Annotated in this window: 12 protein-coding genes; 9 read left to right on the top strand and 3 right to left on the bottom strand. The window is 50.8% G+C overall.

Translation table 11 applies throughout. From position 1 onward, the window contains the following. Positions 1 to 16 precede the first annotated feature (16 nt). Positions 17 to 838, top strand: coding sequence for a M23 family metallopeptidase (locus GWC94_RS12140; protein WP_161835286.1), 822 nt, complete (start codon positions 17 to 19; stop codon positions 836 to 838). Between the two features lie 64 nt (positions 839 to 902). Here GWC94_RS12140 and GWC94_RS12135 read toward each other — a convergent pair whose 3' ends face one another. Next, the gene (locus GWC94_RS12135; RefSeq protein WP_161835285.1) at positions 903 to 1334 is read right to left on the bottom strand and encodes a PepSY-like domain-containing protein; all 432 of its coding nucleotides are present in this window, start codon (positions 1332 to 1334) and stop codon (positions 903 to 905) included. Positions 1335 to 1587: 253 nt separating this feature from the next. Between GWC94_RS12135 and GWC94_RS12130 the strand changes: the two genes are divergently transcribed. Next, positions 1588 to 2694 (top strand): metallophosphoesterase, encoded by a 1107-nt coding sequence (locus tag GWC94_RS12130; RefSeq protein ID WP_235918522.1) that lies wholly within the window; start codon positions 1588 to 1590, stop codon positions 2692 to 2694. Here GWC94_RS12130 and GWC94_RS12125 read toward each other — a convergent pair. After that, the gene (locus GWC94_RS12125) at positions 2681 to 4408 is read right to left on the bottom strand and encodes a hypothetical protein (RefSeq protein ID WP_161835284.1); all 1728 of its coding nucleotides are present in this window, start codon (positions 4406 to 4408) and stop codon (positions 2681 to 2683) included. The two genes, GWC94_RS12130 and GWC94_RS12125, sit on opposite strands and share 14 nt — an antisense overlap. A 136-nt stretch (positions 4409 to 4544) precedes the next feature. Between GWC94_RS12125 and GWC94_RS12120 the strand changes: the two genes are divergently transcribed. Then, positions 4545 to 4718, top strand: coding sequence for a phosphatidate cytidylyltransferase (locus GWC94_RS12120; protein ID WP_161835283.1), 174 nt, complete (start codon positions 4545 to 4547; stop codon positions 4716 to 4718). A 54-nt stretch (positions 4719 to 4772) separates the two neighbouring features. Next, positions 4773 to 5069 (top strand): hypothetical protein, encoded by a 297-nt coding sequence (locus GWC94_RS12115; protein ID WP_161835282.1) that lies wholly within the window; start codon positions 4773 to 4775, stop codon positions 5067 to 5069. A 151-nt stretch (positions 5070 to 5220) separates the two neighbouring features. Here GWC94_RS12115 and GWC94_RS12110 read toward each other — a convergent pair whose 3' ends face one another. Further along, on the bottom strand, positions 5221 to 5931 hold the full coding sequence (locus GWC94_RS12110) for a DUF4197 domain-containing protein (RefSeq protein WP_161835281.1): 711 nt from the start codon (positions 5929 to 5931) through the stop codon (positions 5221 to 5223). Between the two features lie 111 nt (positions 5932 to 6042). On the opposite strand from GWC94_RS12110, the gene GWC94_RS12105 reads away from it, so the two are divergent. The 5 genes from GWC94_RS12105 to GWC94_RS12085 all read left to right on the top strand — a co-directional run bounded on the left by GWC94_RS12105 (position 6043) and on the right by GWC94_RS12085 (position 13067). Then, positions 6043 to 6516, top strand: a complete 474-nt coding sequence (locus GWC94_RS12105) for a Dps family protein (RefSeq protein WP_161835280.1) — start codon at positions 6043 to 6045, stop codon at positions 6514 to 6516. A gap of 239 nt (positions 6517 to 6755) precedes the next feature. Then, positions 6756 to 7085, top strand: coding sequence for a YgaP family membrane protein (locus tag GWC94_RS12100; protein ID WP_161835279.1), 330 nt, complete (start codon positions 6756 to 6758; stop codon positions 7083 to 7085). A gap of 240 nt (positions 7086 to 7325) precedes the next feature. Further along, positions 7326 to 8180, top strand: coding sequence for a serine hydrolase (locus GWC94_RS12095; RefSeq protein ID WP_235918521.1), 855 nt, complete (start codon positions 7326 to 7328; stop codon positions 8178 to 8180). A 306-nt stretch (positions 8181 to 8486) separates the two neighbouring features. Beyond that, positions 8487 to 11447, top strand: a complete 2961-nt coding sequence (locus GWC94_RS12090; RefSeq protein WP_161835277.1) for a SusC/RagA family TonB-linked outer membrane protein — start codon at positions 8487 to 8489, stop codon at positions 11445 to 11447. A gap of 54 nt (positions 11448 to 11501) precedes the next feature. Further along, the gene (locus GWC94_RS12085) at positions 11502 to 13067 is read left to right on the top strand and encodes a RagB/SusD family nutrient uptake outer membrane protein (RefSeq protein ID WP_161835276.1); all 1566 of its coding nucleotides are present in this window, start codon (positions 11502 to 11504) and stop codon (positions 13065 to 13067) included. Positions 13068 to 13089 lie beyond the last annotated feature (22 nt).

Here is a 13089-nt window from a genome sequence, read left to right as displayed (position 1 = left end):
TAAGAATTCCAGGCAGGTGTTGGGAACAAGAATCTTTATACTGACATTTCTATTATCGGTTGGCATCGGCGCTTTCCCGCAAAGCAACCTTCGCATTTTTGCGGAGAAGGAGGGCGACAACACCGTATTGTATGCCGATAATATGGAAGTGTGCATGATCTCCGTATACCTTACGCTTTCACTTGATAACCTCAATGCGATGGATGAGGCGCCGGATAAAACCTACCTGGTGCCGGCCAGCACAAACAGGTTCCGGCTGGTTACGCTTGGCCGAGCCAACAGGAAGAGAACCCGGTATGCATACAATTATATGGCCGTGTTCGGCGATGTACGGCAAACCGGCTACGACCGTAATTACCTGTACGATCTTCCTTTTGCCAGGGGCAGGCAGTACCGGGTTGAACAGGGCTACCGCGGCAGTTTTTCGCACCAGGGAGAGAACTCCCTCGATTTCAATATGCGGGAAGGCACCGAAGTGCGCGCCGCCCGGAGCGGCCGCGTGATCGCCGTGGTGCAGCGCTTCAACGGAAACTGTTGGAGCGACGCCTGTAAATCGATGGCCAACTATGTACTGGTGTACCATTCAGACGGCACCATCGCGGATTACAGTCACCTGCAATACAATGGCGCCCGGGTTATGATCGGCGATTCCGTGGTAAAAGGCCAGCTGATCGCCATAAGTGGCAATACCGGCTATACCCGCGGCCCCCACCTGCATTTTGACTGTTACCTGCCCGGTATCGAAAGCAAACGAACACTGGCTACCCGTTTCCGTACCGGCAGGGGCACCACTTCGGCATTCCTGCAGGAGGGGCGAACCTACCGGAAAGGGTACTGAGCCAAATAAAAAACTGCCGCTTTGCAGGGCATCGCGGCAGTCATCTGTGCTATGGGTACAGGGGCTAACTTTTATTGTATTTAGATTCCACCTCGAGAGAACCAACCGGGTCGGATTTCAGGTTGATGATCTTTTTGTCGTTTTCAAGGATGATATGGTACATCAGCGAAGTCTCGGAAGACTCTTCCACTACGCTGTGAATTTTATAATCCCTGTAGGATTTTTTCACTTTGTTTGCGATCAGCGGAGGCAGGTTGTCTTCGCGGTAATATTTCAATGCCAGCACCACATTGCCTTCCTCATCGTAACGCAGGCGGTAGCTTACCTCGTTCTTTACAAAAAATACTTTGTAGCCCTCTTTCAGTTCTTCCCAGGCCACATTTTTGGCTTCGGGAAAAGAAGCTGCAAAAGCTTTCAGCACCTGTTCGTTTACTTCGTTGGCGGAGGCGCCCAGTGAGGCTGTCAGCAGGCACACAATAAATGTTAGCGTTTTCATGGTTGTGATTTTAATGATTTGATACCGCTAACTTAGAACCTTACCGCATGCAGCGAAAGCAGATATACACTTGCGGCTGTTAATTGATCATTAACAACGTTAACGTAATTTAACCATACCATTCAGGTAAGGAAATTGCGCATTCAACCCTTGAAATAACCGATAAACACGGACCACGGGTTGGAAGAAAAACGATTATTCTTTTGTTAAAAAGGAAAACCGGTTTTAACATCGGTTCAAATTGCATGGAAGCATGATGAGAAAACTGCTGCAGAAGATACTGACCGGGCCGATCATACAGATCGCCAACAGGTATTCCTCGCGTCCCGACAGGGACACTGTGTTCTCTTCCCTCGATCTGCTGTATCGCAGTATACGTTCGGAAAAACCAGCCAAGGGGATGGTGCTGCCGCATATACCGGGGCATACAAAATTCATCGTCTTCTCCGATCACCACAAAGGCGGGGGCAATGGCGCAGACGATTTTATGGTTTGTGAGCCCGCCTATACCGCGGCACTGGCCTATTACCTGGAACAGCAATACCATTACATCGGTCTCGGCGATTGCGAAGAGCTATGGGAGAACACGCTTACACAGGTAAAAGCAGCTTACCCCGCCTGTTTTGAACTCGAAAAGAGGTTTGCTGCAAAAGGCGGGTTCACCAAAATATTCGGCAACCACGATCTGTTCTGGGACCAGGACCCGTTTGCATCGCTGCAGCTTAAAAACCTCTACGAACAGGAAATAAAGATTTACGAGGGCGCCGTTATTGAAACCGTCATCGGTGAACAAAACCTGCGCATATTGCTTACCCATGGTCACCAGGGAGACCGCCAGAGCGATGGCAACTGGTTCAGCAAATTCTTTGTGGCCCGGGTATGGGGCCCGCTGCAGGCCTACCTGCGCATCAATCCGAACACACCCGCGTATAACAGCCAGTTAAAAACCTGGCATAACACGCTGATGTACGAGTGGAGTGCCCGGCAGCGGAATTTATTGCTGGTAACAGGCCACACCCACCAGCCCGTTTTCCGGTCGCTTACCTTGCTGGAAAATCTTGTCAGGCAGCTCGATACCGCCAGGGCGCTGGGCGATGAGGACAAGATCAGATCCCTGGGGGAAGAGATCCGCAAACGGAAAGTGGAGCTGCCGGTGGCAGGCAACCTGTACGATAAAATACTTCCTACCTATTTTAATTCGGGTTGCTGCTGTTATAGTGATGGAGACATTACCGGTATCGAGATCGAAGAAACCTTTATCAGGCTGGTAAAATGGGAATTAACTGACGGCCGGCCGGTCCGCACCATCCTGGAAGAACAGCAGCTGGCACAATTGATGACACCCGCTATTTCGGTATAAGTCTTTCGGGTATGCCAACCGTAGACATTATACCATGCCGCATTACCCGCCAGGAAAAATTGAAGAAGCTCATACGGTTATCCCTGTCAAGCGTAAACACCGGTTCCCGTACCGGTTCGTTTTTGCCGGGGTTGCTGTTTTTGATGACGAACAGGTTCATAAAGAAATTGGTGAATCGTTTTTTCTTCAACGCATCTTCCCCGTCTTTTTTCTTCAGGGCGGTGATGTGCAGATCGTGGTACTGCATGTTCACTGTTGCGGTGGTACGATCGTTATCGCCGCGGATGGCAATGCGGCAGCTGTCTGCCATACCCTGCTTAATGGTGAACAAACCCAGGTTCTCGGTTAAGGGGTTCAGCAGTGTTCCGTCAAAACCGCCTGTCCGGATATCCACTTCGTACACACCCGATCGGTACCGGTTCATGTCAAAACGCATGCGTATCCTGCCCGGTATGCTGTGCATGAACCTGGTGCGCGCATCCAGCGCACACCACCTGCCGCGTGCTGCGGCACCGGGTGTACTGATCAGGTTGTCGATGCGGCCGTTGATGCCGTCAAAATACAGGGTGCCGCTGCGGTCGCTGGGTGCATAGTATTCGCTGTAGGCAACACGGAACCCCCGGATATTCACCCTCGGTATATTCAGCGGAAGAAACAGTTTTCGCAAAGCCTGGTAAGGAAAATTATCAGTATGGATACGCGGTCTGGCCGGCAGCGATCCATCCACAAAATCGTTCAGGTATCCGCCGTACACATCCATCACAGCGCATTGCAGCACGCCGTTATCGAGCAGCTGCCGCCAGTGCATATTCGACAACACAAGCCTGGGAGCCCTGATTTCGAAGCGGTTGCCGCGGTACCGGCGGTTTTTACGAAAAAAAGCCCTGCTGCCTCTTGGCAGCAGGGAAAGTCCCAGGGCAGTGAGCTTGCGGGCTTTGGTATCCAGCAGGAATGAGTCGATGGTAAACAGGTAGAGGCTGTCTGCCGTTCTTTTCTGCATCCGGCCACAGGAGATAGCCGCTTTCTCCGAAAACAGGAACCGGTTCTGATCAGCTGCCGCCAGTGAATCGATCAGGATATTTTTCAGCGATACGGATATGTGATCAAACCGGGTGTCCCTGTCGGGTTGCGATAGATTTCGGCCAACAAAAATCCCGTGGTCCACCAATATCGAATCAACAGCCGCATGCACGAAGTGTTTTGCCATGCGCCGGTAAAGACCCATTGTATCCGGCGACGGTTTTACTGCGGTATGATAAGACCGCAGTTTCCGGTAAACCGTCCATTCCGGGTAACTGATACGGATGCATTGCAGGTTGATATGTCTGGTGTTCACCAGGTCGGCAATACCGAGACCCTCGAGGGTAATCTTCCGGCAGGCAATCGCGTACACATCATCCGGCGCCTGCCGCATCGAATCAAGCGCGTTCAGCACGGAACTGTCTGCCCGGATCTTCACATTCACCAGCACAAGGGTTTCATCAGACAGATGGGGTTCGAGACTGTCCACAGACAGGCGGTACAATCCCCCGGAACCGTCTTTTACGATCTGCTGCAATTTGGCAATCAATACAGGCCTGAGATCCAGTGCAGACCTGGCTTTGGACAGATCGGGCCGGTAATCGGGTGCACGCAGCAGGTAATAACGCAAAAACAGGTAAGCCGCTGTGGCCAGTAACAACAGTACCGTCAGTATGATCGCTGTTTTGCGCATAGCTCTGCAGAGAGGTTAATAAAGTTATGCCATCAATGGGGTGGGAATCATACAAGATCGTCCAAAGAGATTGTAATGACCGCCTGCATGATATAGCGGAATTTTGCAGGTACAGTAATCATAACAAATAAGGTATATGAAAATAAAATGGTTATCCGCGGGCATATTGTCGCTGATGTTCTTTTTTCTGTCGGGCTGCCGTTTGATCGGCGATATTTTTAAGGCCGGGGTATGGACAGGCATCCTGCTGGTGGCGGCCATTATCGGACTGATCGTTTTCCTGATCGGAAAAATGGGGAAAAAAGGATAGGCATGGTTTTTTAACCTGATGGGAAACGAATTTGTTCATTTTTAAAATCATACCATGAAACAGATAACGCATCGATTTGCAGTAAAGACCTTTCTTACCATTTTCGTGGTGGTATTTTTCCAGGTGATCTCCTGGGCACAGGATGCAAAAGTGGAGATCAACGGTAACGATGTAGGCAGTTGGTTCAGCCGCAACTGGCTTTGGGTAGCCGGTGTGGTATTATTGCTGATCATCCTGTTGTTATTCAGCGGTGGCAGCAGCCGTCGCGCCCAGAGCAAGACAACCGTTTACAGGCGCGGTGACGGCACCGTTACCAAAACCACCACTTCGGAATCAGATGTGGCCGACTAGGCAGGTCAATTGCCGGATGCGGATTTCCGCCGGGCACAGATTGTAAAACAAGTCAGTAAGATCAAAAAAGAGAATTGCCCGGCAATTCTCTTTTTTGATCAATGCCGGATCGTATGTTTCCGACCGGCAACCCAAACGGCCATTGGCCGCGCTAATTTCTTACCAGGTTCCAGTCCCTTCCGAATACCCTTCTCAGACTGGCGCTGGTTCTTGCCTGGGCGTTGGTGCGGATCTCGATTTCCTGTTGTTCTATTTTGCTGAACATGGCATTGGTTACGATCACGGCCATTACATTGTCCAGGTCCAGGTTCATGCCAAGCCTGTTGCCCAGCAGGATTTTTGCAGGCGCCACCAGCTTATCCCATGACTGCTGTACACCGTATTCATCGAGTGCTGTGCGCATAACGGGACGAACCGTACCGCGCAGCGTATCACCGACCGTTCTGCGCAGGTAATCTGTGGCGGCCGTTCCGCCATTCTTGACGATATTGATCGCATCCCTGATCGACATCCTGCGGATACCGTCGACAAAAATGGGACCCGAACGGGTCACTGCCTGCACGGCAGCATTGTCAAGCGTGTTGGTAAACCGGTTCAGTTCTGCGGCAAGACCCAGGCGGTCGAGTGTCTGAACAAGTTTCTGTGCCTCCTGCGGCAGTACGGCATTCAGCAGTACATCCCTGCTGAAAGAACCATGCTGTCCCAGCGAGTTAACGCCAAAATTACTGCCGATAATCAGTGCTTCCCGGATGGCATTGACGGCATCGGCTTCGGAGAGATAGTCGCCGATATTCTTTAACGAGCTGCAGCCGCTGAAAAAGAAGGCGGCAGTAAGACAGACGGAGGTAAAGATTTTCTTCATGTGTACGGATTATAACCGAAGAATTCAAAAAGTATGCCATGGCGTACAGCGCTCAGGCCTGGTATGAAATTTTAAACAGGTATTGTATCCGTCACCTTTAAAACACGGCATATGAAACCGAATATCGGCATATCCGAGAAAAACCTGTCCGCCATCGCCGCCACCCTTACCGCGGTACTGGCAGATGAAATGGTTCTGTACGTCAAAACCAGGAAATTTCACTGGAATATAGCAGGGGAAAGTTTTATGGAGCTGCACAAACTCTTCGAAAAACAATACGACCAGCTCGCGGCATCGATCGATGCGGTGGCCGAGCGCATCAATAAGCTCGGGTCAAAAACCATCGGCACGATGGAAGAATTTCTGAAAGAAGCCAGTCTGAAAGAAGCGCCGGGTAAATATCCCTCCGCCAAAGACATGCTCAAAGAACTGCTCGGCGATCACGAAATGCAGATACAGTCGCTGCGCGGTTATGTTGACGACTGCAGCGAAAAATACAAGGATGCCGGCACGGCAGATTTCCTCACCGGACTGATGGAAGAACATGAAACAACCGCATGGGTGCTGAGAAGGTACTTTGCCTGAGGACCTGTTGGGAATTGACGATTTGTTAACCGGAACACAAGGATATTGATTTCAGGGCGATGAACTTTCATCGCCCTATTTTTTAAGCACAAGCAGCGGCGGCTGATAGGGTCGTGTCATATAGGAAGAAAATCAAAAGTGAGAATCATGTAACTATTTTTGATTTTTCTGTAATGCTTCGGAAAAAGGATAGTAGGACCTTTACCGGTAATTTGCAGTACGCTTAAAATCTGATATTTATGAGAAGCAACATGAGCTTTGTGGATAAGATCATCAGGATGCTTGTCGCAATTGTTATTTCCATCATCGTATTCACCAAACTGATCGTAGGACCGGTGGCCATCGGGTTCTTCATTTTTGCATACATTCTTGTATTGACCTGTTTTCGCGGTCGGTGTCCTTTTTACCGTTTATTCGGTATCAACACCAACCGGAACCTGAACGACAAGGCGCGTATGTACGAGTATAAACGCAACCAGACGCTGCTGAAGAACTACCTCAGGAATTACCAGGAGCGCTATCCGGATATGGGCAATATCGACAAACAATACACCCGTTCGCGCGCCTGAAGTACCGGCCGGATACCCTGTCATCCGGCACAGCGACAGAAAAGAAACCAATGCTTGTACGCCGGCGGAATCCTGTGCCCGGTATGCATCCACCCAATCCGCCCTGTCTACCCGGCTGTAGGGTCTTAATTCCCGTTCGGGGTATCATCCCGCTTGTTTTTACCGGCCCTGGCCGTATTTTGTAGCAGTAATGGAAGCGGCAATATGCGTTACCGGTTAATAATTCTGCTCATGGTTGGTATGGTCACATCAGGTAGGGGGCAATCCTCTGCCGTATCGGTATCGGCAGAGATCAAACGATTATTCGCGGGTCAGCGGGGCGTTTTTGCCATGGCTTTCCGGAACAGCCAGACAGGCGAAACCATCCTGATCAACGAGCAGGAATCATTTCATGCCGCCAGTACGATGAAAACTCCGGTAATGATCGAGCTGTTCAGGCTTGACGGGCTGAAAAAGATACGGCTGACAGACAGTGTGGTGGTCAGGAATTCATTCAGCAGTATCGTTGACAGCAGCGGCTACAGCCTTAACGCCGCAGACGACGGCCAGCAGGAACTGTATACGCAGATCGGCACAAAGAAAACCATCGGCGACCTGCTTTACCAGATGATCATTAAAAGCAGCAACCTCGCCACCAATCTGCTGATAGAACTGGCAGATGCCAGGCAGGTAACCCAAACCATGCGGCAGCTGGGAGCGGAAAAAACACAGGTGCTGCGTGGCGTGGAAGACAGCAAAGCCTACCGGAAAGGATGGAACAATACCACCACCGCCCTAGACCTGATGACCATTTACGATAAAATGGCCAGGGCGGAGATCATCGATGCAAAAGCCTGTGATGAAATGATCGGTATCCTGCTTGACCAGCAGTTCAACGAGATCATCCCGGCAAAACTTCCCAAAGAAGTGCGTGTGGCGCACAAAACCGGATCCATCACCGGTGTGCAGCACGATTCGGGCATTGTATTGCTGCCCGACGGAAGAAAATACGTGCTGGTGCTGCTGTCAAAGAACCTGGAAGACGAGAAGGCGGCCGTCGAAACCCTGGCTGCTGTGTCGGAACTGGTATACCGCTATGCAAGCGGCCAATTTTGACCAGGCAGGGCCGCCGGTGGCCACAAAAATTTCCACAACAAAGGTTTTCGCAAACGTTTGCGAAAACAGATAGCAGATTTCCCTAACTTTTAAACCCGCTTGTCCGCATATATTTAGGAACTGAAAACGGGCCGTCTATTGCAGAAAATTCTGCGAAAAGATGCATCGTTTTTCAGGTCGGGGAAGTCTTTGAGGAAACGATTGCAGGTTTTAGGTAAAAAAAATCCCAAAAAGATTTAACAAAAATTTTTTTTCGCGATAAAATGTGTACTTTGTACACGCTTAATAACCAATAAACTGCCATTTATGTATTTAAAGTTGCTTGTCAGGCCCACGCTTGTGGGTTTATTCGCCTGCGTATTCGCCCTTCTTTCGCAGGCGCAGAACAAAACGATCACAGGTAAAGTAACTGACGTGAAGGATGGTTCCCCCCTGGTAGGTGTATCCGTTGTGGCAAAAGGTTCCAAAACGGGTACGCAGACAGGTGCGGATGGTTCTTTCCGTCTGTCGGTTCCGTCGGCAACCACCACACTTGTGTTTTCTTCCGTGGGCTTTGGCACACAGGAGATGAATGTACAGAACAGCACCACCGCCAATGTTGCGCTTACTGCCACCAACGAACAGCTGGGGGAAGTGGTGGTGATCGGTTACGGCACCACGCGTAAGCGCGATCTTACAGGTGCGGTGACTTCTGTAAAAGCCAAGGACTTCAATACCGGTGTGATCACAGCCCCCGATCAGTTGATCCAGGGTAAGGTTGCGGGTCTGCAGGTGATCAACAACAGCGGTGCGCCCGGTGGCGCCACCACCGTTCGTATCAGGGGTAACAACTCCGTTCGTTCGGGTAACTCTCCGCTGTTTGTGATCGACGGTATTCCGCTGGACGGAAGAAATGCACGTCCGGGTCTGAACGTTGCCGGTCTGGGCAGCACACCTGATGTGAACCCGCTGTATTTCTATAACCCCAATGACATCGCTTCGATGGATGTGCTGAAAGATGCCTCCGGTACAGCGATCTACGGCTCACGCGGCGCGAACGGTGTGATCATGATCACCACCAAAAGAGGACAGGCAGGTGCTCCGAGGATCGATCTGAACTATTCTCTTGGTTTCAGCAAGATCCGCAAGAAATACAATGTGCTTTCGGGCGATCAGTACCGTGCTGCGCTGAAAAGCTATGGTCTTACCGGCGGTGATCTGGGAACAAGTGTTGACGCTACGGACCAGATTTTCCAGACAGCCATCACGCACAACGTGAACCTCGGTATGAGCGGCGGTTCGGAGAATGGTAAATACCGTATGTCTTTCGGTTATATGAACCAGGAAGGTATCCTGAAAAGAACAGGTCTGAAGAAATACACCTTTAATATGAACGGACAGTACAAATTCCTGGAGAGCAGGAAACTGTCAGTTGACTTCAACGTGCTTGCCGCACACAACACCGAAAATATCGGACCGATCAGTAACGATGCCGGTTTTACTTCCAATATCATAGGTATGGCATTGCAGTGGAACCCCACCCAGGCGCTGCGTAAGGCAGACGGTTCCCTGAACATCATTCCCGGTTCCACTACGGTAAACCCGCTTGCCATGCAGCAGGGATATAATGATAAGGCCGATGTGACCAATTTATTCGGTACAGTGGGTGTGGGGTACAAACTCACCGACGACCTGGAATATAAATTCAATTTCAGCCTTAACCACCAGGTAGGTGTGAGAAGGGCCACTGAAGCTGCTTATATCACGCTCACCGGTATCGAGAACAGGGGCTTTGCAGGTTATCTGAACAACGAGCTCACTGCCATGGTACTGCAGCATACGCTGAACTACAGCAAGCAGATTAGCTCCGGCCTCAGCTTTACCGGTCTGGCGGGTTACGAATACCAGAAATTCTCTTTCAAAGGCAACGGCATCACCGCGCTTGACTTTACTTCGGACCAGGTATCCTATACCAGCATCCTGCAGAACTCAAGCCAGACAAGCCGCCAGGTATTCGGTTTTGAAGATCCTTCTTCTTCCCTGCAGTCTTATTTTGCCAGGGCCATTTTCAACTACCGCGATAAATACCTCGTAACCGGTACATTCAGGGCCGATGGTTCCAGTAAGTTCGGTTCCAACAATAAATACGGCTATTTCCCCTCTGTTGCCGCTGCCTGGAACATCAGCAACGAAGATTTCCTGAAAGGCAACAACACTTTCTCCAACCTGAAGCTGAGGGCTTCATGGGGTATCACGGGTAACCAGGCCTTCCCTGCGGGTTCCGCACAGGCGCAGTATACTTTCAGACAGGGTTCCATTGCACTGGCCAACGTAGCCAACCCCGATCTGAAATGGGAGTCAACCAAGCAATACGATATCGGTATCGATTTCGAACTGTTTGGCGGAAGGGTGTTCGGTACGGTTGATTACTTCAACAAGAACACCACGGATATCCTGTTCAACTTTGACGCGATACAGCCTGCTCCGGCTACCAAATACTGGATCAACCTGCCCGGTAACGTAATCAACAAGGGTATTGAAGTTACCCTCGGCGCGGCGCTGGTTAGAAACACCTCCGTAACATGGAACGCGTCTGTTAACGCCGCTTTCATGAAGAACGAAATGCAGAACTACAAAGGTCCGGCCGTGCTGACCGGTTCCATCAGCGGCCAGGGTCTTTCGGGTGCCAGCATCCAGCGTTTGGCTTCCGGCCAGCCCCTGAACGCATTCTACCTGAAAAGATTTGACGGTCTGGATGCTTCCGGTAACAGTGTGTACGGCGATAATGGCAATACCCTGTATTATATCGGTAACCCCAACCCCAAAACACTGCTGGGTATCAGCTCTGATGTTACCTGGAAGAAATGGACACTGGTTGCCAACCTCAACGGTGCTATGGGTCATATGATCTATAACAACACGCTGAACGCGATCGTGCCTATCGGTAACCTCGGAACCAGGAATATTGCTGCCTCGCTGATCGGTGGTCCGGTAAAAGAAAGCCTGGCCAACCCGATCACCACCTCTTCAAGGTATCTTGAAAAAGGCGATTACCTGAAACTGGCAAACCTTTCACTCAGCTACCGCGTAGGTAACATGGGCAAGAACATCAAAAATGTGAATGTGTTCTTTACAGCACAAAACCTTTTCGTGATCACCAAATATTCCGGATTTGATCCTGAGGTGAATACCGACAAAAACATCGGCGGTGTTCCTTCACTGGGTATCGAGTACATCCCTTACCCTTCCTCCAAATCCTTCCTGTTTGGTTTAAACTTTGGACTGTAAGCAACACAAAAGACATTTTAACCGTATATAACTACAATACTTAAAATAACGTTTATGAAACATATAAAAACTTCCACGGTCGCGCTGACGCTCACGCTGGGACTGGGTCTTGCCGCCTGTACCAAGCTTGATGAGAAGTTGAATTCCTCTCTTACCGCCGATCAGGCCCAGGCGATCCTGCTGGCCAAAACAGATGTGTCGGTACTGCTGCAGGCCTGCTACGACGGTCTGCAGACATTTGGTAACCAGGATGGCCCTACCTCTCTGGAGGAGAACAGCTCTGATGAATCACTGGTGCCCACACGCGGTGGCGACTGGGACGATAACGGTGTATGGAGGGTAATCCACACGCATAACTGGAATGCCGACCACGCGCAGGTGGGCAGTTCTTTCAACTCGCTGCTGAGCATCGTGTTCAATACCACCAACGTGCTGACCTTCAAACCGTCGGCGCAACAGGCGGCTGAAGCCAGGTATATCCGTGCATTTGCCATGTTTACCGTACTCGACCTCTATGGCCAGGTACCTTACCGCGATCCGGGTGAGAACCTGCTGAACGCACCCAAGGTATTGAGCGGTGCCGACGCGGCGAACTTCATCATCTCCGAGCTCACAGCCATCCAGAACGACCTGCCGGCAGGTCCTTCAGCGGGCGGTAAAGCTTACCAGGCCAACAAAGACGCCTGCCGCGTACTGCTGATGAAATGCTACCTGAACAAAGGCGCATTTATCAACCGTGCCGCACCTGCTTTTGACGCGGGCGATATGACAAAAGTGATCGCGCTTGCCGACCAGATAACAGGCTACTCGCTGGCAAACAGCGTGTTTGACAACTACGCGCCAAGCAACACCACCAATTCCAACGAGAACATCTTTACCAACCTCAGTATCGGTGGTTCAAAAGGCGGTAACATCCGTTCTTCCTGGTACAAAACCCTGCATTACAACCAGAACAAGAGCGGCTGGAACGGCTTCTCCACACTGGCGGAAGTGTATAATAAATTTGAAGCTACCGACGAAAGAAGGGGTACCAATTACAAAGATTTAAGTCCTGCCGCTAACCTGCCTAACCCCGGTAACCGCGTTAACGCCGGTTTCCTGGTGGGTCAGCAGTACGACTGGAAAACAGATGCTCCGTTACAGGACAGGAAAGGCGCTCCGCTGGCATTTACGGCTACCGTTGCCAACCAGGAGTCGGGTAATAACCTCGAGATGACCGGTATCCGCGTGCTGCGTTATCCCATCGACTACACCACCTCTAACGACGGTTCCTGCGATAACGACTATGTGTTCTTCCGCTACGCAGACGTACTGTTGATGAAGGCTGAAGCACAGCTCCGGTCGAACAACGCGGCTTCTGCGCTGATCGGTGTTAACCAGCTTCGTTTAAAGCGCGGCGCTACGCCATTGCTCGCGCTCACAGCAGGCGACCTGCTTGATGAAAGGCAGAGAGAGTTTTACTGGGATGGCTGGAGAAGACAGGATATGATCCGCTTCGGCACCTTCCTGAACGCAAGAACGCTGAAGCCTGCTGCATCAGCTGCCAAATACCTGCTGTACCCTATACCAAGTGCGGCGCTGGCGGTTAACCCTAACCTGAAGCAGAATCCCGGTTATTAATTCATAACATTCGTATACAGAC

The organism is Sediminibacterium soli, assembly GCF_009939225.1.
Lineage (GTDB): Bacteria > Bacteroidota > Bacteroidia > Chitinophagales > Chitinophagaceae > Sediminibacterium > Sediminibacterium soli.
The sequence above is the reverse complement of the archived record's forward strand: the minus strand, read 5'-3'. Positions and strand labels throughout refer to the sequence as shown.